18 protein-coding genes are annotated in these 22,622 nt (G+C 53.5%); 4 read left to right on the plus strand and 14 right to left on the minus strand.

What is annotated here, in order from left to right; translation table 11 throughout:
• Positions 1–10 precede the first annotated feature (10 nt).
• From GN112_RS24280 to GN112_RS24315, 8 genes are all read right to left on the minus strand, one after another.
• Positions 11–1,450, minus strand: coding sequence for an ATP-binding protein (locus GN112_RS24280; protein WP_155312554.1), 1,440 nt, complete (start codon positions 1,448–1,450; stop codon positions 11–13).
• A complete protein-coding gene (locus tag GN112_RS24285; protein WP_155312555.1) occupies positions 1,447–2,103 on the minus strand; it encodes a GTP-binding protein in 657 nt (218 codons plus the stop codon). The genes GN112_RS24280 and GN112_RS24285 overlap by 4 nt, the downstream gene beginning before the upstream one ends.
• Before the next feature lie 21 nt (positions 2,104–2,124).
• On the minus strand, positions 2,125–2,952 hold the full coding sequence (locus GN112_RS24290) for a response regulator (RefSeq protein ID WP_155312556.1): 828 nt from the start codon (positions 2,950–2,952) through the stop codon (positions 2,125–2,127).
• A gap of 4 nt (positions 2,953–2,956) precedes the next feature.
• Complete coding sequence (locus GN112_RS24295) at positions 2,957–3,811, minus strand: HDOD domain-containing protein (RefSeq protein WP_155312557.1); 855 nt, start codon at positions 3,809–3,811, stop codon at positions 2,957–2,959.
• Positions 3,808–5,217, minus strand: a complete 1,410-nt coding sequence (locus GN112_RS24300) for an HD domain-containing phosphohydrolase (protein WP_162459098.1) — start codon at positions 5,215–5,217, stop codon at positions 3,808–3,810. The genes GN112_RS24295 and GN112_RS24300 overlap by 4 nt, the downstream gene beginning before the upstream one ends.
• 31 nt (positions 5,218–5,248) lie before the next feature.
• Complete coding sequence (locus GN112_RS24305; RefSeq protein WP_155312559.1) at positions 5,249–7,000, minus strand: response regulator; 1,752 nt, start codon at positions 6,998–7,000, stop codon at positions 5,249–5,251.
• On the minus strand, positions 6,997–9,087 hold the full coding sequence (locus tag GN112_RS24310) for a PAS domain-containing protein (protein WP_155312560.1): 2,091 nt from the start codon (positions 9,085–9,087) through the stop codon (positions 6,997–6,999). The genes GN112_RS24305 and GN112_RS24310 overlap by 4 nt, the downstream gene beginning before the upstream one ends.
• Positions 9,088–9,209: 122 nt before the next feature.
• Complete coding sequence (locus GN112_RS24315; protein ID WP_155312561.1) at positions 9,210–10,277, minus strand: HD-GYP domain-containing protein; 1,068 nt, start codon at positions 10,275–10,277, stop codon at positions 9,210–9,212.
• 437 nt (positions 10,278–10,714) lie between these two features.
• On the opposite strand from GN112_RS24315, the gene GN112_RS24320 reads away from it, so the two are divergent.
• Entirely contained in the window at positions 10,715–10,921 is a 207-nt protein-coding gene (locus GN112_RS24320) for a hypothetical protein (protein WP_155312562.1), read from the plus strand.
• Positions 10,922–11,052: 131 nt separating this feature from the next.
• On the opposite strand, the gene GN112_RS24325 is transcribed toward GN112_RS24320, so the two are convergent.
• The 5 genes from GN112_RS24325 to GN112_RS24345 all read right to left on the minus strand — a co-directional run bounded on the left by GN112_RS24325 (position 11,053) and on the right by GN112_RS24345 (position 16,183).
• Positions 11,053–11,676 (minus strand): site-2 protease family protein, encoded by a 624-nt coding sequence (locus GN112_RS24325; protein ID WP_155312563.1) that lies wholly within the window; start codon positions 11,674–11,676, stop codon positions 11,053–11,055.
• 152 nt (positions 11,677–11,828) lie between these two features.
• Entirely contained in the window at positions 11,829–13,124 is a 1,296-nt protein-coding gene (locus tag GN112_RS24330; protein ID WP_197743387.1) for an aspartate aminotransferase family protein, read from the minus strand.
• 40 nt (positions 13,125–13,164) lie between these two features.
• The gene (locus tag GN112_RS24335; RefSeq protein ID WP_155312564.1) at positions 13,165–14,838 is read right to left on the minus strand and encodes a hydroxymethylglutaryl-CoA lyase-like TIM-barrel protein; all 1,674 of its coding nucleotides are present in this window, start codon (positions 14,836–14,838) and stop codon (positions 13,165–13,167) included.
• Positions 14,839–15,487: 649 nt separating this feature from the next.
• Positions 15,488–15,670 carry a hypothetical protein gene (locus GN112_RS24340; protein ID WP_155312565.1) on the minus strand — a complete coding sequence of 61 codons (183 nt, stop codon included), beginning with the start codon at positions 15,668–15,670 and terminating at the stop codon, positions 15,488–15,490.
• 93 nt (positions 15,671–15,763) lie between these two features.
• Positions 15,764–16,183 (minus strand): thioesterase family protein, encoded by a 420-nt coding sequence (locus GN112_RS24345; RefSeq protein ID WP_155312566.1) that lies wholly within the window; start codon positions 16,181–16,183, stop codon positions 15,764–15,766.
• 507 nt (positions 16,184–16,690) lie between these two features.
• Between GN112_RS24345 and GN112_RS24350 the strand changes: the two genes are divergently transcribed.
• Positions 16,691–17,404, plus strand: coding sequence for an LEPR-XLL domain-containing protein (locus tag GN112_RS24350; RefSeq protein WP_155312567.1), 714 nt, complete (start codon positions 16,691–16,693; stop codon positions 17,402–17,404).
• 1,221 nt (positions 17,405–18,625) lie between these two features.
• On the opposite strand, the gene GN112_RS24355 is transcribed toward GN112_RS24350, so the two are convergent.
• Entirely contained in the window at positions 18,626–19,753 is a 1,128-nt protein-coding gene (locus GN112_RS24355; protein ID WP_155312568.1) for a class II glutamine amidotransferase domain-containing protein, read from the minus strand.
• 113 nt (positions 19,754–19,866) lie between these two features.
• Here GN112_RS24355 and GN112_RS24360 point away from each other — a divergent pair, with 113 nt between their 5' ends.
• Positions 19,867–20,586, plus strand: a complete 720-nt coding sequence (locus GN112_RS24360; protein ID WP_155312569.1) for a GAF and ANTAR domain-containing protein — start codon at positions 19,867–19,869, stop codon at positions 20,584–20,586.
• A 305-nt stretch (positions 20,587–20,891) separates the two neighbouring features.
• On the plus strand, positions 20,892–22,550 hold the full coding sequence (locus tag GN112_RS24365; protein WP_231717123.1) for a glutamate synthase-related protein: 1,659 nt from the start codon (positions 20,892–20,894) through the stop codon (positions 22,548–22,550).
• Positions 22,551–22,622 lie beyond the last annotated feature (72 nt).

Here is a 22,622-nt window from a genome sequence, read left to right on the forward strand (position 1 = left end):
GGCCCGGCTTTCAGATGTCTTTGGTGGTTTCAGATGTTTTGCCGTCGTCCTCCGCCGGGTCGCTGCCGGTCAGCGGAATGCGTATGGTAAAGGCGCTGCCGTGCCCAACCTGGCTTTCCGCCGTCAGTGTGCCGCCCAGCGCCTTGATGGTGTTGTAAGCGTGGAACAGGCCCAGGCCGGTTCCCTCGCCCACCTCCCGGGTAGTAAAAAAAGGATCGAAAATAGTTCCCAGATCGGAGGCCGGGATACCGACCCCCGTATCGCTGATCCGGATCATGACACGATCCGCTTCTTTTTTGGAGTCAAGAACGATTTCCCCTTGGTTGCCCACAGCCTGAAATGCATTTTTCAGGATGTTGAAAAGGACCTGGTTGATTTCCCGCAAATGGCAGGCAATCTCCGGAATGTCTCCGTAATGCCGGAGAACCGTGACGTCGGGCGACCTGTGGCTGGAAAGCATGGCCAGGGTGATGTCCAGACAATCGTTAAGGTTGACGTTCTCGATGGTGTCGACACTGGGATGGGTAAAATCCCGCAGATTTTCGACGATGATCTTGACCCGCTTGGCCCCATCCAGGGACTCTTCGATAAGGCTCTGGGTATCTTTAATGACAAAATCGAGATCCATCTCATGGATCAGCCGGTCGATGGATGCCATTTGCTCCCGAATCTGTGAGACGGCCCGGGCTTCTCCGGCGGGTTTTTCCAGAAGATCGGTCAGGTTGCGATAATGGACAATTAAGCGAGACAGCTCATCGGTACTTTCCCTGAGTGTGTTCAGGTTGCTGATGATGAATCCCATGGGGTTGTTGATTTCATGGGCCATCCCCGCCGCCAGTTGACCGATGGCAGCCATTTTCTCCTGTTGCAGCAAGGCCATCTGGGTTTCGCGGACCTCGCGGGTTTTTTTCTCGACCTCGACTTCAAGGCTTTCGGCCAGCCGCCGGTACCGCTCCTCGGAGCGGGCCAATTGGTCCGCTTTTTTCCTGAGTTGGGTGTAAGACTCGCTGACCACCTGTCCATGCAGCCCGGCGGTCATGTGGTTGCGGTGGTTGAGATCGATCATGCGGTTGACAAAGCCGGCGGTGAAACGACCCAGGTGCAGCAGCCGATCCATGCTGTCCATATTTTCCTTTGGTACGATCAGGATCAGGATGCCGATGATTTCCATTTGATGGATCAGATCGAACCGCAGATGCCGGCGGTGCCGGTCGTCGACCCATGCTGCATCCGGCCAGGACGGGTGTTGCTGCAAAAAGGATGCGTAATCCTCCATCTCCGTATCATTGGCGCCGTAGTGGACGCGTCCGTCGGGATGCAAAATGATTGCCTGGGTCCGACCGTCGATTTCGGTGAGCAGTTCCCGGGCCCGGGAGAGCGGAAACAGCTCGGCCAGGCTGTACTCACGGTCGAATTCATCAATATCGATACGCTCGTCGGTCGGATTCATGAAATCCCTGCTTTGGGCACCGCGGCGGCGAAGTGGTCCGGCCGGATGCCATGGCGGCTGTTGAGCTGGTAACGTCGGTCCAGGCAAATATAGGTGGCGTCCAACAGCCGAATGAAGGTTTCCCGGACGCCATCGCCGACCAACGCCGAACTGAAGGTCACCGGCAGACCCGTGGGTGCCCAGCGCCGGAGGATGTCCGCCTCGCTGAGGATATCGGGCAGATCCCTTTTGTTGAACTGCACCACCAGCGGCAGGCGCTCGAAATCCAGCCCCACGCGGGCGGCGTTTTTTTCGAGGTTGTCAAAGCTTTCGAAATTGCTTACCGCCTGGCTGTTTTGGGAGTCGGCAACGAAGACCACTCCGTCTGCGCGAGAAAGCACGGCCTTGCGGGTGGCGTCATGGGCCACCTGACCGGGGACGGTGAACAATTTGAATTTAACCGTGAACCCTTTTTCCGAGCGGATCAGAAGGGGCAACAGGTCGAAAAAGAGGGTCCGGTCGCCCTTGGTTTCGAAGCTCATCAGCTCACCGCAACGATCTGTCTCCATCATGTCATGCAGGCGCATCAGATTGGTGGTTTTGCCGCTCAGGGCCGGCCCGTAATAAACAACCTTGACGATCAATTTTCCGCTTTCCGGCTTGAATTCCGCCATGGCAAGGATCCTTTATCGCGGTCATTCGACCATGGGTGTCAGTGTCATGATTACCCCTTGCCCTTTATAGTGGCCCGTCAGGGGGATCATTTCCAGTTCGAAGGAACGTCCATTCCGGTTGCGGGCCGAAACATGGTTTTTCTCAAGGGTGTCGAGACAAGTGGACAGGTTTTCCTCGACGCTTTCTTCGAAACTTTCTCCGATATTGCTGCCTACTCCGGGGTATTGTCCCTCACCCATCTGCTGCCGGGCCGCCTTGTTGACCATGACCACCAGCATTTCGGAGCTGATGCCCAGGATGGGAAGCGGTAGATCCTCCAGGATGGCATGGGAAACCTGCAGTGCCTGGTTCTGGATCTTGAGCGAGTGGGTCCGCTCCTGGACGATGGTTTCCAGGTTTTCGTTCATTTTTTTCAGCGCCTCGTTCTGTGCGTGGAGCTGCTCGTTGAGGCCCTTGTTGGCCTGGATGAGATCATACTGCTCCAGTGCCTGGCGGATTTCCAGTTTCAGATTTTGGTCATTCCAGGGCTTGAGAAAGAACTTGTAGATGTGGCCCTCGTTGATGGCCTCGGTGATGGTGTCCACATCCGTGTATCCGGTCAGAATGATGCGCAGGATATCCGGGTAGCCTGCACGCACCTCTTTGAGAAACTCCGTTCCGTTCATTTCGGGCATGCGCTGATCCGAAATGACGATGTGAACTTCGTTTGCAGAGAGAATCTCAAGTCCTTGCCTGCCACTGCTACCGGTCAGCAGCCGGTACTCCTCCTTGCGCAGGAGGCGTTTCAGGGCGTTGAGAATATTTGGTTCGTCGTCGACACAAAGGACGGTGTGTTGAATGGATTCCATGTTGTTACCCTTGTTTGAAAAAGTCGGTGGCGGTGGCCATCTCTTCCTTTACCGCCGGAAACCAATCCGCAGAGTTTTTAAGTGCGTTCACCATGGGGTCCCTGATGGCCGCGGGCAGGGTGTCGGCATCCAGCCGGTAACCCGCCCGGTCGTCCATGATGTTGACCAGGGTATCGGCCACCCTTACCAGGCTGACCATGGACAGGGTTTCTGCCGGCCCGGTTGTACCGTGATGATATTGGATCGATTTTTCCAGTGTTTCCGGCAGCATCCAACGACGGGCGAGATGGCTGCCGATCCGTGTATGCGGCCAGCTGCCGAGTTGCCGTTCTGCCATGTAGAAGGTCGTCCGGTTCGCCTTGATCTCCTCCATGATGCGCTTGAAAAGATCGGGAAAGACATTGATCAGCACCACCTTGCCGATGTCGTGGAGCAGCCCGGCAGTAAACGCCTCCTCGGCCGGTGCCAGTCGGGTGCACTCGGCCAGGTGGCGGCACATGACCGCCACGCCGATGGCATGGGACCAAAAACCGGAAATATTGAACCCCTTCAGTTCGTTTTTCAATTTGAGGGTGTCGATGACACTCACCGTAACCACAGCATTCTGTACGGTGCCGTAGCCCAGCAGGGTGACGGCATGGCGCAGGTTGGTGACGCGGTTTCTAAAACCGAAGAAAGATGAGTTGACCAGACGCAGGATCTTCACCACCGTTGCCTGATCCCGCTCCAGGACGACCACCAGGCGTTCGATGGGCGTCTCGATATCCTGTAGCATTCGGTTCATCTCCATGGCGACCATGGGCAGGGTGGGCAGATTGTTGAGCGACTCCACGGTTTTTATCATCTGTTGTCGGTTCATGGGGTGTCGTGCTCCAATTGGCCCTCGTCTATCGGCAGGGAAACGTTGATGGCTTGGCCGATCAACCCGCGGCGACCGAATTCCTGGATGCTGGAGAGGCTGCTATCGCTGAGAACGGTTCCCCGGGTAAGCAGCAGGCGGCCGTCTTCGAGGCGAAGATCGTTGTGCAGGGTCATGCCTGCCTGCAACCGGTCGAATGGCAGATGGCTGACCGTTGACGAGACACTGTGGCTGCCGATGCAGCGCAGGAAGTGCCGCACCATGCCTGCATCGTATCTGATATCACTGTTCTCGAGGATGACTCTCTCCGCGATCGATCGACGCAAATTATCGTCCCGGCTGAACTCGAGATCGTCGATGATCGCTTTTGAAAGGTAACGGCGCGCCGAGGCCATCAACGCATTGATCTCATTGGGCCACAGGTGGAGTATCGTGCAATAATCCGCGGCCACGGCAAGAATCCGCGCCCCCACCGGGATGTCGTTACCCTCGCGTTTTTCGGGGAACCCGGAGCCGTCGACATTTTCATGGTGGTTGAGGATGATCTGGCCGACATCCTCGAATCCTTCCACCGAGGATAGCGTAAGGGCGGCAATGGCCGGGTGCTGGCGGTAGGCCTCGAATTCGGTTTCGTTCATGGCCCGTTCATCCTTTCGGACAATGTTGTCGGCCATGCCCAAGAGACCGATGTCATGGACCAATCCGGCCATTTCCACGCGGTCCTGCTCGGTCTCTTCCAGCCCGGCGATCACGGCGATCTTTCGGGCCAGCTGGGCCACTTCGCGCATGTAATGGCCCAGACCGGGATTGCTCGATTCCACTAGGGAAAGCAGCAGCCGAACGACCTGTTTGAGGCTCTTTTCCAGGCTGTTGTTCAGGGATTTGAGCATCTTGTTCTGATATTTGAGCGCCCAGGTGCGTTCGTTGACTTTGGTCTCCAGGCTCTTGTTCAGATCGGCCAATTCCGCATTCTGTCGCTGCGTCAGCTTCGTCAGGCGGACGTTTTCCCGCCGCAGTTCGACCTGGGCGAGCGCCTCGCGGGCCAGGGTGAGGATTTCCGAATCGTTCCACGGCTTGGTCAGGTAACGGTGGATTTTCCCTTTGTTGACCGCATTCACCACGGCATCCATGTCCGCATAACCGGTGAGCAGGAAGCGGACGGCGTCGGGGCAAAATTCGATAGACTGCTCTAGAAAGGTGGCCCCATTCATTCCCGGCATGCGCTGATCCGAAATGATCAACGATATGGGGGCCTCTTGGGGCTGCTTAAGAAGGTCCAGGGCCTCGACGCCACTTCCGGCGGTCAGGAGATTATGCCCTTCTCTGCGGAATAGACGTTTCAGGCTCTTTAAAATCGAGGCTTCGTCATCCACCAGCAGAAGGGTGTGAACCATTTTATGTTCCATTGTGTTCTGCTTTTTCCCTCTTGGGCCCATCTCAGGCGGAGGTGGCGACACCGCCGTCGGGGGTGCCGGCATCTCCAGGTTCATTGTATATGGGCAGCCGGATAATAAATGTGGTTCCCTTGCCTTTGGCGCTTTCCACCCGGATGTCACCGTTGTGTTTTTTAATGATGTTATAGGCGATGTTCATTCCCAGGCCGGTTCCTTTGCCCACGTCCTTGGTGGTGAAGAACGGATCGAATATCCGGGGCAGGTGTGTCGCGTCGATGCCGCATCCGGTATCGCTGATACGGACTTCGACCATCTGGTCGACCTGACCGGTTTTGATGGTGATCCGGCCGGACTTTTCAATGGCCTGGGCCGCGTTGACGAGAATATTCATGAATACCTGGTTGAGCTGCTGGGGGAACCCATAGACCACCGGAACATCGTCGAATTCCTTGACGACGGTCGCTTTGTACTTGATCTCATTGTAGACCACGTTCAAGGTGGATTCCAATCCCTTATTGATGTCCGTTTCGGTCATTCTGTCTTCGCCCGGGTGGGCAAAATGCTTCAAGTCCTCGACGATTTTCTTGATCCGTTCGGTGCCCTCACGGCAGTCGTCGATCAATTCGTTGACATCGTCCTGAATAAATTCGATGTCGATCTCCGTTTCCGTGGCCTCCAACTTGGCGATCATTGCGCTTATGCTTTCCGGAAGGCTGCCGAAGGGAAGGGTCTTCAACCCCGTTTTGAGAGACTGGTACTCCTCAATGAGCCGGTTCATATCCGTCTGATAGTCGCCGAGGGTCTTAAGATTGCTGCTCACGAAGCCGGTGGGATTGTTGATTTCATGAGCCACTCCGGCGGCGAGTTGGCCGATGGAAGCCATCTTTTCCGATTGCGCCATCTGAGCCTGGGTTCTTTCGAGATTTTTGAGTGTGCTTTCCAGAGTCAGATTTTTCTTGATCAGCTCGCTGGATATTTTCTTCAATTTCTGATTCAGGGCACGGATCTCCTCGCTGTGCTGGTGCGCCTCGGTGATGTCGCGGGAAACGATGGTGACGGTCTGAACCGCACCATCCTCACGGGTCACCGGAATGATTGTGCGCTCCTTGATGATCTCCTGGCTGTTGGCATCCTTGTAGCGATCGAGAGTCGTGCTGGTCTTTCGCGTTTTGAATCCATCCTGGACCATCTGTTTGATGGTGTTTTCGTAGAAATCGGATTCGGATTCTTCGAGAAGCTGGCAACATGGCTTGCCGATGATTTCGGAGTAACTGCCCTTCATGATTTTCAGGGCTGCCTTGTTGATGGAATCCAGCCTGATTTTTCTGTCCACGCTGATGATCTCCTCGGGCAGCGCATCAAAGACGGTCCGGACCTTCGTCCGGCTGATGATCAGTTTCTGCTGGAGCGCCTGATGAGTATCCTCGAGTTGGATAATTCGTTTGCCCGTGTTGGCCCGAGCGTTCATCTCGCGAATATCATAAGGCTTGGCCACATAGTCGTCCGCCCCGGCGTCGAAGGCGGCCAGTACATCCTCCTTTTGGTCCTTGGCGGTCATGATGATGATGTAGGTGTACCCCTTTGTTTTTTCCGCCCTGATTTTCCGGCACAATTCGATGCCGCTCATGCTCGGCAGCATCCAGTCACTGATGACAACCCGGGGCTGCTCGGAGGTGAAACGCTCCCACGCCTCGGCACCGTTTCTGGCGGTAATGACGTTGGGGTCGGATTTTCCCAGGGCTTTCTTCAGCAAAGCCAGGGATACCGGGTCATCTTCGACGAGCATGACTTTCATGATGACACTCCTGAATCAGTTTGGCCAAATTTACCTTGCCGATCGGTCGGCCCGATGGGCAAGTCGATAATGAAGACGGTTCCCCCGCCTTCTCGGCTTTCGAAATGGATGGTTCCACCATGTTTTTCGGTGATCACGGCGTGGGCGATGGCCAATCCCTGGCCGGTCCCCCGGCCCACGGCTTTGGTCGTAAAAAACGGGTCGAACACCCGCTCCCGGATCGATTCGGGGATGCCGCCGCCGTTGTCGGCAACGCAGATCTGCACGGTCTTGCCATTGCCGCGGGTACTGATCCGTATCCGTCCTTTACCGGTTTTTCCGTTATCGGTGGCATCATAAATGGCCTGGGCGGCATTGATCAGGAGATTCAAGAACACCTGATTCATTTCGCCGGGAAGGCATCGCACCGGGGGTAATTCCGGATCGAGATCGACCTCCAGATCGGCGACGTATTTCCATTCGTTACGGGCCACGGTGACGGTGGATTCCAGGGCCTCATTCAGGTCGACCGGGGATTTCCGATCCGATCCCGGATGGGAGAAACGGCGCATGGAGGTGACGATATCACTGACCCGCGTGATTCCCTCGAGGGTTTGCTCGATGGCAAGCGGCATTTCGGTCCGCAGGTAGTCGAGATCGGCGGCTTCGATCCGCTGTTCCAGTGCCTGTACAACCCTTCGGGTTGGCGCGCCGGCCTTGACGGCAGCCAAGAGATCCGTGCAGGCGGAAAGCACTCCCATCAGGTCATCGGTGGCTTCCTGGATAAAGCGGGTATTGTCTCCGATGTACTGAGTGGGCGTATTGATTTCATGGGCGATGCCGGCCGCCAGCTGGCCGATCGACTCCAGTTTTTGTGCCTGCTGACGATCCCTTTCGATGGCTGTTTTTTCAGTAATGTCCTCCACCAGTTCGATCGCTGCGACAACCCGGTCATCCTTATCGTGGATGGGTGATGCAATGATCCTGAACTGGCGTTTACGAACGGCCAGCGCTTCACCAAAGGTCGCTTCGCACCGGACACCCTCCTTCAGCGCCCGAACGGTGGGACAGCGGGAGCACGGAGCATCGCGGGGCGGTTTGATAAAAGAATGGTAGCATACCATCCCCTCTCCGGCCCTGGCCTCGGCAAACCATTCGCTCATCCGGGAGTTCATCCACAGGACATCCATTTTTTGGCCGAGCACCGCCACGCCGATGCCGATGTTTTCGACAATCTGGCGAAATTTCTCTTCCGAAACGCGCAGTTCCGCCTCGATTTGCCTGCACTCGGTGATGTCTGTCATTACCCCGACAACCCCGGCAATTTCGCCGTTGACGTCAGGATAGCGCGCCTTGTTGAAAATAACATGGCGCGGGTAACCCTCATTGTCGTCGATAGCCGCCTCGTAACTGAGCCTGCACGGTTCCTCGATGACGCGTCGATCCATGTCCTGAACAAAATCGGCAGGCAGCCTGAAGGCGATTTCGGTAACCGTTTTGCCGAGAATCGACTCCCGGTCCTGCCCGACGATCGATTCAAAGGCGGTATTGCAGCCCTGGTATCGCCCATGATGGTCTTTGTAAAAAATCGGAATGGGAATCGAATTGATAATATTTTGATGAAATAACAATTGGCTACTAAGATTTTCGGTGCGTTGGCGGACCTGTTCTTCCAAATGCCGAAGATACTTCCCTTTTTCCGCTTCCAATTGCTTCCGGCGCAAGGCGTTTTCGATAGTGATCAGGACGATATTGCGGGTGAATGGCTTGACGATATAGCCGTAGACCCCGAATTCCAACACTTCTTTGGCTTTCTGGGGGGTGTCAATGACGGAAACCACGATGATCGGTGTGTCCGGACAGGCTGTCGCCGCATAACGGAACAACTCGATACCGGAAACCCCGGGCATGTCGATATCGCTCAGGATCATATCAACGGGCCTTGTGGCAAGCAGGGCTTTGGCCTCGTCCACACTTGCCGCCGTAATGCAGCGGTAGCCCGCCTCTTCCAGGTAGCGAACCAGGATGTTTCTAACCTGAAACGCATTGTCAACGATCAGAAGATCGGCTGTCGGCTTGTCATCTGTTGCAGTATCGCTATCCGCCATCGGGCTCCCCTTGGTTCGCGGTTATTCTTCTGGAGATATCGGAATAGAGAAGCGTTTCTTTAGTTTATTCTTTCCGATCGGCACCCATACACCCGATTGTTTTTTTTGATCTGAATGGCGGGTTATCCCTTACCCAGTTTATTTCTGACCGCCAGCAGTTTGTCCAGGGACGCGAAGAATGCGTTGACTACCGTGGGATCGAAATGCGTACCGCTGCTTTCGTTGATGATCCGGGTGGCGGTTTCCACTGAAAATGTTTTTTTGTATGGCCGTTCGGAGGTCAGTGCGTCAAAGACGTCGGCGATGGCAACAATACGGCTCACCATCGGGATATTTTTCTCTTTCAGCCCAAGGGGGTAACCACTACCGTCCCAGCGTTCGTGGTGCGTCAGAGCGATGATTTCCCCCATGCGGACAAAGCCGATAGCCGAGCCTTTCAGGATATCGGCACCGATCTGGGTGTGGGTTTTCATGATTTCCCATTCGGCATCATCGAATTTGCCCGGCTTTAGCAGGATCCGGTCCGGAATGCCGATCTTTCCGATGTCATGCATAGGGGCGGCATAGAGAATTGCGTCTACGGTTTTCTTTTTCAGCCCCATCTGGCTGGCGATGATGGCGGCATAGTGGCTCATGCGTTGAATATGGGCGCCGGTTTCGTTATCACGGTATTCGGAGGCGGACGTGAGCCGCCAGATGACCTCCAGGGAAGCGTCTTTGAGCTTTTCCAGGGCCAGGGCCAGCTGGCTGGATTTGAGCGAGACCATGTGGTTCAGGTTGACTTTTTCATCGTGCAACTGGTCAAGGGCCTGCTTCCGTTTCAGGTGGTACGATACCCGGGCAATAATTTCAGATGGATCGGCAGTTTTGGAAATAAAGTCGTCTGCGCATTCACCAAGGGCACGGGAAAGAATATCCGTCCCGTCCATCCCGGTGAGGATGATGACCGGAATGTGCAGTAGCTTGAAGTCATCCCTGATCCGTTCAGCCACTTCGAATCCGTCCATTCCCGGCATGGACAGATCCAGCAGAATCAGGTCCGGCGTTATCGATTGGAGTTTTAAAAGGGCCTGGGCGCCGCCATGGACCGACTCAAAGGCAAGGGGCTTGTGCCGGAAAATCCGACCGATCATCCGGTGGATGGCCGGGTCGTCATCGATAACTAGAATATTTCCAAGGCTGTCGTTCATGGTTAGCTTATTCGGCAATAAGAAAAATATCTTTATCGCGGGCGTAACCCCCAATGTTGCAACATGGGGAATAATTGGCAGATAACGCACAGCACGCACCAATTTCTGGCCAATCCCGCGATCTTGCCTCTATCCACCGTTACCGGCTCATTTTTTTCTTCTAAATGAAATCAGTATACTGCCAATAATGGGATTTAAGGGGCCCATGTCGCGTAATGCGGTATCGGCAAAGAAACTGGAAGGAGCAGACATCGAAGCGGCCCGAGCCGGAGAAGCCGGAAGGATTCTTCCTTGTATAGCATTCAAGATAATGTTTTTGGGCTGCGTTATCGGTCGTCGCAGTATTACCATACGACTTCCTCCCTCCGGCCTTGCCAAAAACATTATCTTAAGCGCTATAGCCAATGAAATCAATGTTCCGGCCCATAAGATGGCCGATGCCACCGAGGGCTGCCGACGTAGATAAGCTGATCGGTAGGGGGATGATTAAACGGATGAATGGCAAACCAGAAAATACGGTAATTTATGTTGATGATGATTTGTTCAATCTGAACAAGATCGATGCGCTGAAAAAAACCGTAAACACAATTGCCAAAAGAGTAGCCAAACAAAATATAAGTATTGATAATCGTTATGAAAATTAATCATCTGGGATGAGATGATACAACCATAAAGACACACTCCTTATCACAGCGTATGCCGATGCGTATCAGCAATAAAAATGGGGTTGATCGCAGATATGTGCCGACGCTCAAAAAATCGTTCGAAAAAGCTTTCACCCGATGCCAAGCAGTTGCAGCACGATCTGGATGGGGTAGAAGAGAAAGCGGTCCAGCACATTGAAGTACATCAGGGCCAGTACAATCATGAAGCCGTAAGGTTCGACACGGCTTAAAGCCATGGCCTGCCGGGGCGGCAGCAGCCCGACCAGCACCCGGCCGCCGTCCAGCGGCGGAATCGGAATCAGGTTGAAGACGGCCAGGAACACATTGAGCTGGATGGCGATCAGCATGAACATCAGGAGCCCCTGGACGATGATGCCGGCCGTCAGCAGGGCCTTGAAAAGAATGGCGAAGACGGCGGCCAAAAAAAGGTTGATTACCGGGCCGCCCAGGGCAGACCACATCATGCCCCGGCGGGGGTCCTTGAAATTACGCGGATCGATGGGCACCGGTTTGGCCCAGCCGAAGACCACCGGCGAATGCATCAGGATCAGCATGGCCGGCACCAGGATGGTGCCGAACGGATCGATATGAGCCTTGGGGTTCAGGGTCAGGCGCCCCCGGGACTCGGCCGTGCGGTCGCCCAACCGCCGCGCCACCCATCCGTGGGCAAACTCGTGAAAGGTCAGGGCCATAAACAGGGCCAGCACCTGCAGCAGAATCCAACCAATATTCATTTACAGTCCTCAGACGTTCCCCATTTTTCAGAATTGCCGAAGCGGCGATCCGGAGCGCTTACAGCGTGAAAAAAACCGCCTATTGCTTTTCATGAGCCGTGATTTCGATTGCCTGCCGGAACGTGGCAAGCCCGTCCAGCAGTTGCCTCTGTTCAATGTTCAATGCCGGAAATACGCGGATGCCATTCCCATGGGTTTGTCGAACGAAAAGTCTCCGGGATAAGGCGATTGGCGGAAAAGAATATACCAGAATGCGCAGGATTTTCATTCGTATTCAAGGCGGGCTTTTTTACGCATAGTGGGGCTATGTGTGGAAAAGCCCAACGTAGAAGACGGATGAAAAGACAAGCAGGCGGGTATATTCTTTGACAGAAATCGCCTAAGCACTCATCCGTAACTCTGGCGGCTGTCGCTTCATCACTGAATTCCACTATCAGCAGGAGGCCCTTCCCTCTGACTTCTGTGACAACGCCGGAATAATCTTCACGCCAACGAGACATTTCATCAAGTGCCGATTGCCCCAGTTTTGCAACATGAGCGCTGATATTGTTATCAACCAGATACCGGATAACCGCATAGGCGACAGCACACGCAAGGGGGTTGCCACAGTAAGTGCCGCCATGATCGCCTACCTCCAATTGATCGGATATCTCCTCGGATATAGCGAATGCGCCAAGGGGAAACCCCCCGGCGATTCCCTTTGCCATCGTCAAAAAATCTGCTTGGAGATTGGCTTCATCTATAGCGAACATTGGCCCGGTGCGGCAGAAACCTGTCTGGATCTCATCCACGATAAGGAGCGTGCCGTTTGCTTTGCAAAGCCGGGAGACATCCTCCAGATATCCTTCCGACGGGATACGAACGCCCCCTTCGCCTTGAACCGGTTCCAAAATGACAGCAGCAACGTCACCGTCGAGGGCGTGCCGAATTCCATCCAGATCGTTGTATGAAACAAACAAGTAGCCGGGCATGAGAGGATTGTACTTTTCGCGGTGTTTCGCTTGGCCCGTGGCTGATGCCGTACTGATGGTACGGCCATGAAAACTGCCTTCGGTTGCTATCACCGTTCGACGGCCAGTAACCTTTCGAGCAAGCTTAATGGCAGCGTCATTGGCTTCAGCCCCGCTGTTCGAAAAAAATACCCGCGAGAGATTTGCTGGCAGGACATTCGATAGAAGAGATAGAAGCCGTGAACGTGACGGTGAATAAGTCAGTCCGGAATTGGGGTTCTGTAGAATACGCGCGGCCTGTTCCGACAAGGCATTCTGAATAGCCGGATGCGCATGCCCTATTGAAGTGACACCCCATCCGGCGGTTAAGTCGAGATACCTGTTTCCCTCCTCATCCCAAACATAAACACCCTCTCCCCTTTCAATTGATACAGGAATTTTTGTGAAGAAGGGAGGCATGTGCGCATTCTCTATTTCGATTGTTTTGGTGGTTCCCATCTATCTCTCCTGTCAGATGCAGAAAGATGACTATACCAATCTAACTATCTTGCATATCTGCCATGAACCGGCTCAAGGCTTGAACATAGGATTTGGCAGAGGCAGTTATGGTATCTTCGTCCACTGCTCTGCCGACCCAAACCGGTTCAGAAAGGTTATAGTCGATATCCTTGCCATTTCCGCTCAGAACGACCAATGCTTCTGCTTCGGAGGAATGGGTCCTTCCACGGTTGCTCGGCTCATATACCACAAGCTTGGGTTTTTTTACACCAAGCCCGATGACATCATCGATTGCACTAAATACTGCGTTAATCGGCCCGTTCTTGCCCATGAAGGCTTCCCCGGTCAGTTTTTGACCGTCAACAATCAGTTCAACCTGAGCCTGCCGGACACTGGAATTGGCAAACTTGTTAAACGCATAATCGACAAAGAGGATATATTCCTCACCTGGATACCTGAAATCATCACCGATCATTCGAAGTTCCTTGTCTCCGTATGTGATGTCCCTCGATTTGATTACCGGCATGATATGTTTTTTGACAAATTTTTTCTCGAATCCGAAGCCCAGTTCGCTGAGTCTTGCCGTGACACCGGCAACCCCTGTCAGTTTCGTAATCTGATGCGTATTCCCCGTCCATCCGAGATCCTCAGGTGTACATGGCAGATAAATATACTCTCCAATTGCCTTGCCTTTTTTGTCACCGTCGGAATGAACCCCTGATCCGTGGCGGAGCGCATTGGGGCCGATGCCCGGTGCGTTATAGGGTATGGGAATACCGCTTTCCTTTTCGACCAGCCTTGCGACGGCATTGGTTTTACTCAGGTCGAAGCCTGTAAAAAAGTGGCGTTTGTATATCGGCTTTAATGAAAGGTTCATGATGACCTGCTCAAGTGGAGTATTGCCCGCTCTTTCACCGAGGGAATACCATGTGCCCTCAACCTGCCGGATACCCTGCTCGATGGCCTCAAGCGTATCGGCTACACTGACGCCGAAATCGTTATGGGCATGGAAGCTGAGCATTACATCATCGGTTCCCTCAACAAGCATTTTAAAATACCTGACAGCTTCCCCGATTTTGATTTCAATCCCTTTGGCGACCGTATGGGGAATGTTGATCACATCAGCCCCTTCCTTAATGGCACCGCCGTATATTCCTGCGATATAATCCTGCAAAAACAAATGCTCAGAATGTAATGACTGAGATAAGGCAAGGATCGTATTTTGGGCCGAAAACTCAACCCGTCCCTTGCCGCCCATCAATTTCTTGGCATAGGAAACCGCCTCGGATGCTTTTTTTATTTGCTCTTGAGGGTCGGCATTATATGCCCGAATCGAGGCCTCATCAATGTTGAGTGTAAAAACATGGATGGTTGGATTGGGATTGTTTTTCAACGCATCCCATGTCTTATGGATATTTTTAAAATCCATGGTTGTAAGCCCGCAGATATAAGGCCCTTCAACAGAATCCGCAATTTCTTTTACCATTTCAAATTCAAGGAGGTTGGAACTGGGAAAACCGACCTCAATCGTGCTGACCCCTGTCGTGGCAAGATACCCGGCTATTTTCTGTTTTGAGTTTCCTTTAAATGTGACGCCGCCCTGTTCTCCGTCACGCAGAGTCGTATCAAATATTTCGATTTCTTGTTTTACAGCGATCTCAGTGTCGTCCTTGTCCAATGTCCAGATGCCGTCCTTGTTTTTTAGAATCGTCATTTTCTCACCTTTTAAAGTTATCCAAAAATGAAAAAGCCGTTATCTGCGCGGTTTGGGGCTGATAACGGCTTTTAAAATTATCTTTAGGGTTACGCCACTAAGAGCCCCGTCGCCTGGAGGTGTCAAGGCGCACCTCTGCGCTGAGAAGGACTATTAGTATGCTAATAAAATTAAAATCCATATTGTCTTCTTTATTGTTGATAAATTAACAAGTCAAGAAATTTCCGTGGAAAACTTAAATGGGAGGGTGATCTTGATAAATTGAGGTCGGATCAACATTGCATGCGACCTGTCGATGCTCCGCCCGTTGCTCGGCTTTGCCGGGGCCTTGACGGAGACCATCGGCTTCATCCGGGAGGAATGGGACCATATTGACCTTTGCTTGAAAGAGTGCTTTATCCGTCTGGGCAAGGCGGGGACAGGAAATTCGTCTCACAAAGCACCTATCGGGTGCCGTCTTCCGACGCACATAAAAGTGTGGCGACATTCCATGAGAAGTCCTCCGCCCCTCCCCCCGGAGGGGATGTGAACTACACGATTCGACAACTGCTTCCCGATGAGGCGGTGGAGGTTTCCACCTGCGCCTACCGATCGTACGGGTATATCTAGGAAAACTTCGTTTGCTACTATCGGGCTTGTTACGGATCCGTCAATTCTGGGAGGGCAGCTGATACGTCCGATCCAGCCGGTCGACCATGTCGTAGTAACGATCCATGAGGGCAGCATGACGCTCTTCGTATTCCGCATCGGTCATTTCGGTTTGGCGGCGTTCATGCTCCAACGCGGCCAGCTCATTGTCCAGCCAGCGATCCGGATCGAAGTTGTAGGTCATGGTTTTCCCCTTTTGAATCGTGTAGCCGTTGGGTCACATGTATGTCACAAGGAGCTATTAGGGTCAAGCAGATGCTTATATGTCCCAAGCGATTTAAAGAAGACCAAGCTTGTGTTTCTTTTTTTCAAGATTTGCAAAAAATTTCTTGGAGTCAACAATAAATCGTATGTGAGTGCCCTCGGCTACCTTTTCAACGGAGTCGTGGACTTCTATATGGTAGGTCAGTTTCCTTCCTTCTATGGCAGTTAATTGTGCTTTTGCTACAATTGTTGCCCCGATGGGCGACGCTGACAGATGTTTCATATTATTGGATATTCCGACCGTTAGGTGGTTTTCAGGCAGAAATTCATGGACGAATATACAAGCGGTCTCCATAACTCCAACAAGGTGAGGTGTGCCTAAAACTGGCATCCCTTTGTAACCGACAGCTTCGGCGCTGTTTTCGTCCGAGACAATGATGCTTAGCGTGTTTTCCATTCCAATTTTCAATCCTGAAAGGTCGATTTCGCTCATTGATTTTTATCTCACTTTAAATTGTTTTGAATTATGATCACAAATCATTCGGCAAGCACTGTTATCTCCGGTGGCCGTCGGGTCGCCAAATTATGTAATTGTAATTACAAACTGATATAGTAGTATGGCAGAAATGTCTATGCTTTCTTAGGATCGGGGATGAAATCGTTCGCCGCGTTTTGAAGAGTGACGCGCCGCTGGCTGGCTTATGTTGAGCCGCCTGGCGATCTCGATGGTGGTCATACCAAGTTTTCGATGCGCTCAAAAATATAACAGCGAACGGGCTTTTAATAGATACTTTTCTTCAAGAGCCTCCTTGGCCGATGCAAGAACAGTTTCAACAAAATCACTGTCACCCAGGATACGCTCATTCCCTTTGACACGAGTGCCGATTTTAGAAAGGGTTTTTCTTTAATGTCATGTCAGCCACAGTAATTTGCCAGGCCTCTCCCCCAACGCCATTGTACTGGCGTTTGGCCTTTCCACCTGGACAAACTCTGGATAAAGATGGAACGGATGTTAAAAAAAAGCAAGCGGTCATACTTTTCAGGGTTTGGTGCCAAGGCCAAGGCTAGTCGAGAGCGTGCAAAACAACTCAGTCGTTATCAAGTCGAGCCGTTGGAACAACGCATTTTCCTTTCCGGTGATCCGGTGCTGGGGAGTGACCAGGCAATGTTGTTTCAGGATGTGACTGACGCTTCGCTGGTGTTTGATGATACCAGCGAAGCTTTTGACCAGCTTACCGGTCAGGTTCAGGCCGAGTTGACCCTGCAAAGCGCGGAGCAGGAACCGGAATTTCAAACAAATGGGATGCTTTGTGATCTGCTCTTCTACAGCGGTTATGTACCGGGAACAGTGGATGAAGAGGGCAATGAGCTGACTGATACCTTCGACAGCTATGTCGATTACAACGGTGACGGGGACGTCACCCTCTACGGCGGGAGCGGCACCGACGACTTCACTACCGGCAGCGGCGATGACCTCATTTATACCGGAGGGTTATACACTTATAACCATGTTGTCTTTGCGGATGAAGTAGTAGAAGAAGAAGAGTCCACCAGCCTCACCGATGTTCTCGACAGTGTCAACGATATTGTCAATGATGCTCTGGGCATCGAAGAGGAAGAAGAGGAGGCCACCGTCATCACCTTTGCTCATACCGAATCAGTATTGTTGCCGAGCAGGGCACCATTACGGAAGTTAATGACATTTCCTACCTGACCCTGCACGCGGTCGAGTTTGTCGATGCCGGCGCTGCTTTGCATACCGAAGTCAAGTCCATCGATCTGCGCTTTGCCGGCACCGGCGGCGATGTCATCCTGCGGGAACTGGATGATCTGACCGTCTACAATCTGGCCACCAGTTGCGGGGTTATGGATGTCGTCCTGGGCACAACCGGGTCCTATTTCAATCTGGTTTCCGGCCTTTTCGGCAGCAGCGACGGCGCCGTCAGCCTGGTGACTGACGAGACTGATTTCGCCTCCGGAGAGAAACAGGTTTACGGTTCCGACACCCTGACTATCCAGACCATCGACAGCAGCCTTGGCTACCGCCTGGGCAGCGCGGCAGAAGCCTGTGGCGGTGAAGACCGCAGCAGCATGGCTATTGACGAAGACGTCAACGATAACAGTATCCTCGACGCCGGCCAGCTCAGCGCCAACGGTGCCGTTGGTCTGTCGATGCGCGACCTGGCCGCTATCGGGGGGGACTTTGCCAGCATCACCATCGGTCACGCCGGCGCGCTGATGCAGATTGGTGACATCGAGGACGCCACCACCGTGCGCGGCTCCGGCGCCGCACGGATCGTCAATGCCGCCCTCGACAGCGACAGCCGTTTTATTGCCGACACCATCCTGGTCCGGGGCGATGTGCAGGGCATCGAAACCCTGACCTTTGATGCCCATCTGATGGAGATCAAGGCCAAGAACCTGCACGATCCTGAAGGCTTCGACGATTCCGGCATCACTGCCGACACGGTCGATATCAACCTGAGCGAACAACTGGTATTGTCCGGCTGGATCCAGGGGTACAGCCTTATCGATATCGTTATCAATGGCACCACCGGCAGCGGGGGGATCTATCCCTCTTTAGATGACGGCCCCAACTCCCTGAGCGGTGATCTGACCGGGCGCATTCAGACCCTCGGCGACGGCGCTGTCCTTAGCATCGAAACCAGCGGTACCATCCACAGTGAATCGGCTATGATCGTCAGCGGCCTCGGCAGCAGCGCCACCATCCACAGCGCCGGAGACTTTAGCAACTGGGCTGATTTTGATACCAGCGCCCCTGCTGCCGATGCCACCTTTGCCGAGCTGACCTCGGCCCAGAAGGAAGCGGAGAGGCGGAAGTCCTCCAAGGGTTCAAATATATTATTGGCGGATCGGGCTGAGGCGGGGCTGGCTGCAGCAAGGACCTGCCATAGCGCACCGCGTTGCCGTACGCTCAGTTGGCCAGCAGCGGATCTGACTGACAGATCAAATTCACCCTGCGCCGCTGGGGACCGACAATGGCGGTGTCGAGGTGCATCGGCTGGAAATCCTTTTTCTTGTCACGGTGGGGGATGACTGCGTCAAGCCCGCAAATTTCGGAAGAAAAGACAAAAATCCCATCGGTACCGCCGATAACGCCGGGTCTGAGTTTCTTGCGGTCTTGGACCATGAAAAGCGTCGTGTCGGGGAGACAGCCGATAACGCAGTTGGGGCCATCGATGATCAAATTGCGGCATGTGTGTTTGAGGTGTCTGAGAAATGCGTGGTTCGGGTGTTTGCAGATCGCATTGTCGGTCAGTGGTGTGACTCCGTGTTTGTAGCACTCCAACCCCAACCCCAGGTACGATATAAAATAGTGCAGGCTATGGGTAAACACTTCCGAATCCGACATATAGCCACGATATCCGGCGAACCCTCGTGACATGAGAAATTCCCGGTTCTGGATGAATGCCGTGTTCTCTCCGTTGGTCATGGTCGCATACCCTTCCAGGAAGAAGGGGTGGCAGGCGTAGAGGTCGATCTCATGGTTGGTGTTCTGACGGCCTTGAAGCATGATTACCCGTGCCGTCAGATCCCTGCGATCCAGTTGAAGGTACTCGGCCACGGCAACTGGGTCTCCGACCTCCTTGATCATGATCGTATCCGGCCAGAAGGAAAAGACGACCATGTCCTTCTGAGCCTCGCCCATTTGCCTTAATTTCAGACGAATCGGCATCAGTTCCCGAAGGCGTTGGTCGTCGGTGTAATCTTCCCAGTCCGTTGGGTAATCGTATGCCCGCACCAGATAGATATCCCGATGGGGAATGCCCGCCGGCCGCGTCCCATTTGTCTTGAACGTGACTTTATATTTGGTGGTGAACCCAAGGTCCATCATGAACCGGTCCAGGCGCTTGAGGCCCGCCGAAGAAAAAACGCCGGAAAGCACAGGAATGTTCTTCATGTTCGCAAAGGGGCCGCCGATGTCCCGCAGCAGGATGCCCACTCCCGAACCGTCATATCCCTCGCTCATGACGGCGAGACCATTGGCGGCCGTCTGGGGAGACAGATAGTCTTTGCTTGTTATGGCAATCAATCGGCACATGGAATCCTTGGTAAGGCAAGCAAACGGGTTGACATTGGTAAGAATGAATTATAATCCATTAAAATTAGTAATACTAAATGTCAAGAAAAAACAACCTCATTGCAGCTATAGAGATGGAAAAAAGAGATCAGACCACCTACGACAATTACATCAAGGCCCTGATGGACATCAGCCGGGCGATTACCTCAGACCTTTTTCTCGAGGATCTGCTCAAGCTTATCGTCCTGGTCACGGCCAAGGTGACCGGCGTGGAAATCTGTTCGCTGTGGTTGATCGACGAAAACGAGAAGCGCCCCAAAATAAGGCTGAAGGCTACCCAGGCGCTTGATCCAGAATATGTCAAGGACCGTTCGCTCGATCTCGATGAAGGGGTGGTCGGCTATGTCGTCACCAACAAACGCCCCATTGCCATCAACGATGTCCTTCGCAATCCGAGGTTCAAAGAGAAGGAAATGGCCCGCAAGCTTGGCCTGGTGTCAATGGTCGGTGTCCCTCTGAAACTCAAGGACGAAAAGATTATCGGCGTCCTCAACTGCTTCACGTCGGCACCCCATGCCTTCTCCAACACGGAAATCAATCTTCTTTCGGCGGTTGCCAACCAGGCCGCCCTGGCGATCCTCAACACGGAACTGATGGTCAAGACAAAGGTGATCCAGGAGGAGTTGGAAACTCGCAAGATGGTTGAGCGGGCCAAGGAAATTCTCATGCATCGCCGGAGCATGAAAGGCGATCAAGCCTTTCGCTGGATCCAGAAACGAAGCATGAATTCACGCAAACCGATCCGCCACATCGCCGAAGCCGTCATTCTGGCCGAAGACATTGCCTTGGATTGACGTGGCCCTCTGGGGGCAAGGGCGTATTCATTATTCATTAAAACTAAATTATAGAACAATAATTCACTTGACATTTAATATTACCAGCACTAAAAATTCTGGCAATATTTAGAGGGATCCATCTTCATCGAAACAAATCATCTGATCCGGCGGCACCTTACAATGGCGTAAGTGGCGGCGGCAGCGACCAAGACAACGGCGTCTGGCATCGGTTGGATATTCCTATCCGTGCGGATGCCGTTTTGCGTTTGATGCCCGTGGCAATGTTTTACAGATTAATCGGAAGCAGAAAAGGAGGCCATACCATGACATTGAGATTCACGAAGAACAATGACGCGCTGGGGACCCTCAACCGTGGAAATCCCACTGAATCAAGCCTGTGTACCCTTTGCCGGGCCGACTGCAAGGGAAAATGCGAAACCTGGTTGTCCAGCCTGGTGGGCCGCAAGCTGCTCTACCCGCGCAGCTACGGCATCGTCACTTCAGGTGCCGACAACACGACCCATGTTGGTGTGGCCTACAATTCGCTGCGTATTCAGGGGTATGCTTACGGTGCTCAGGGATTGCCCGGAGGAATGACCGACAACGCCGACGACTGCATTTTTCCCAACGTTTCCCTGGAGACCGAATTCGGTAACACCGTTAAAACCAAGGCCCGTATCCCGCTGATGACCGGTGCCTTGGGGTCCACCTTCGTGGCCCAGAAATACTGGGACTCCTTTGCCATCGGTGGTGCCCTGGTGGGCATCCCCGTGGTGATCGGCGAAAACGTGGTGGGTGTCGACCGCGAATCCGAGATCGGAAAGGGGCCGGAGAGAAAAGGCAAGATCATGAAAGCCCCTGAGTTGGAGCGCCGTATCGAAAGCTACTTCCGCTACTTCAACGGCTACGGTGCCATCATCGTTCAGCTCAATGTCGAGGACACACGCAACGGCGTCGCCGAATTTGTGGCCGACAAATATGGCGACAAAGTGATCATCGAGTTGAAATGGGGCCAGGGCGCCAAGGATATCGGCGGCGAGATCCAGGTCACCAGCCTCGACTACGCCGTTTTCCTGAAGGAGCGGGGATATGTCGTTGATCCGGATCCGACGATTCCCGAGGTGCAGGAGGCGTTCGAAAACGGATCCATCAAATCCTTCGCCCGCCATAGCCGCCTGGGCGGCACCAATTTGGCGTCCGTTCGCCAGGTCCGGGAGGATTTCATGAATAGTGTGGAATACCTGCGCGGCCTGGGTTTTACCCGCATCACGTTGAAGACCGGTTCCTACGGCATGGAGGAACTGGCCATGGCCATCAAGTTCGCCACCGACGCCGGCCTGGATCTTCTCACTATCGACGGTTCGGGCGGCGGCACGGGCATGAGCCCCTGGAACATGATGCAGAGCTGGGGGGTTCCGTCCATCACCCTGCATTCCAAAGCCTACGAGTATGCCAGCATTCTGGCGGCCAAGGGGCTCAAGGTCGTGGACATGTCCTTTGCCGGCGGATTCGCCCTGGAAGACAGCATCTTCAAGGGATTGGCCCTGGGCGCACCTTTTACTAAACTGATCTGTATGGGACGGGGCATCATGATTCCCGGTTTCGTGGGATCCAATATCGAAGGGGCTCTCTTCGAAGAGAGACGGGCAGAGGTCAACGGGCATTGGAACGAACTACCCAAAACGGTTCTGCAGGTGGGCTCTTCAGCCAAGGAGATTTTCTCCTGCTACTTCGATGTAGAAAAAATCGTCGGCAGGGATGAAATGAAAAACGTCCCATACGGGGCCATTGCCTTTTACACCCTGGCCGACAAACTTTACTGCGGCATGCAGCAGCTTCTGGCCGGTGCCCGTAAGTTTTCGGTCACCCAGCTCACCCGCGAGGACATATTTGCCGGAAACCGCGAAACGGCCAAGGAAACCGGTATTCGTCACATGGCCGACGCCAACGATGAAAGCGCCAAAAAGATTCTCAACTCCTGATTTGCCGCTTTGAAATACTCATCTTTCGGATATCCCGCCCCTGGCCGGGATATCCGGGAGAAAAAACGCCGG

It is taken from the genome of Desulfosarcina ovata subsp. ovata, from assembly GCF_009689005.1.
Classification (GTDB): Bacteria; Desulfobacterota; Desulfobacteria; order Desulfobacterales; family Desulfosarcinaceae; genus Desulfosarcina; species Desulfosarcina ovata.

What these genes read in the sequence shown, in the direction of transcription:
- GN112_RS24280 (WP_155312554.1), bottom strand. Translation starts at nt 1,450, where the DNA reads ATGAATCCGACCGACGAGCGTATCGATATTGATGAATTCGACCGTGAG.
- GN112_RS24285 (WP_155312555.1), bottom strand. Translation starts at nt 2,103, where the DNA reads ATGGCGGAATTCAAGCCGGAAAGCGGAAAATTGATCGTCAAGGTTGTT.
- GN112_RS24290 (WP_155312556.1), bottom strand. Translation starts at nt 2,952, where the DNA reads ATGGAATCCATTCAACACACCGTCCTTTGTGTCGACGACGAACCAAAT.
- GN112_RS24295 (WP_155312557.1), bottom strand. Translation starts at nt 3,811, where the DNA reads ATGAACCGACAACAGATGATAAAAACCGTGGAGTCGCTCAACAATCTG.
- GN112_RS24300 (WP_162459098.1), bottom strand. Translation starts at nt 5,217, where the DNA reads ATGGAACATAAAATGGTTCACACCCTTCTGCTGGTGGATGACGAAGCC.
- GN112_RS24305 (WP_155312559.1), bottom strand. Translation starts at nt 7,000, where the DNA reads ATGAAAGTCATGCTCGTCGAAGATGACCCGGTATCCCTGGCTTTGCTG.
- GN112_RS24310 (WP_155312560.1), bottom strand. Translation starts at nt 9,087, where the DNA reads ATGGCGGATAGCGATACTGCAACAGATGACAAGCCGACAGCCGATCTT.
- GN112_RS24315 (WP_155312561.1), bottom strand. Translation starts at nt 10,277, where the DNA reads ATGAACGACAGCCTTGGAAATATTCTAGTTATCGATGACGACCCGGCC.
- GN112_RS24320 (WP_155312562.1), top strand. Translation starts at nt 10,715, where the DNA reads ATGCCACCGAGGGCTGCCGACGTAGATAAGCTGATCGGTAGGGGGATG.
- GN112_RS24325 (WP_155312563.1), bottom strand. Translation starts at nt 11,676, where the DNA reads ATGAATATTGGTTGGATTCTGCTGCAGGTGCTGGCCCTGTTTATGGCC.
- GN112_RS24330 (WP_197743387.1), bottom strand. Translation starts at nt 13,124, where the DNA reads ATGGGAACCACCAAAACAATCGAAATAGAGAATGCGCACATGCCTCCC.
- GN112_RS24335 (WP_155312564.1), bottom strand. Translation starts at nt 14,838, where the DNA reads ATGACGATTCTAAAAAACAAGGACGGCATCTGGACATTGGACAAGGAC.
- GN112_RS24340 (WP_155312565.1), bottom strand. Translation starts at nt 15,670, where the DNA reads ATGACCTACAACTTCGATCCGGATCGCTGGCTGGACAATGAGCTGGCC.
- GN112_RS24345 (WP_155312566.1), bottom strand. Translation starts at nt 16,183, where the DNA reads ATGAGCGAAATCGACCTTTCAGGATTGAAAATTGGAATGGAAAACACG.
- GN112_RS24350 (WP_155312567.1), top strand. Translation starts at nt 16,691, where the DNA reads ATGGAACGGATGTTAAAAAAAAGCAAGCGGTCATACTTTTCAGGGTTT.
- GN112_RS24355 (WP_155312568.1), bottom strand. Translation starts at nt 19,753, where the DNA reads ATGTGCCGATTGATTGCCATAACAAGCAAAGACTATCTGTCTCCCCAG.
- GN112_RS24360 (WP_155312569.1), top strand. Translation starts at nt 19,867, where the DNA reads ATGGAAAAAAGAGATCAGACCACCTACGACAATTACATCAAGGCCCTG.
- GN112_RS24365 (WP_231717123.1), top strand. Translation starts at nt 20,892, where the DNA reads ATGACATTGAGATTCACGAAGAACAATGACGCGCTGGGGACCCTCAAC.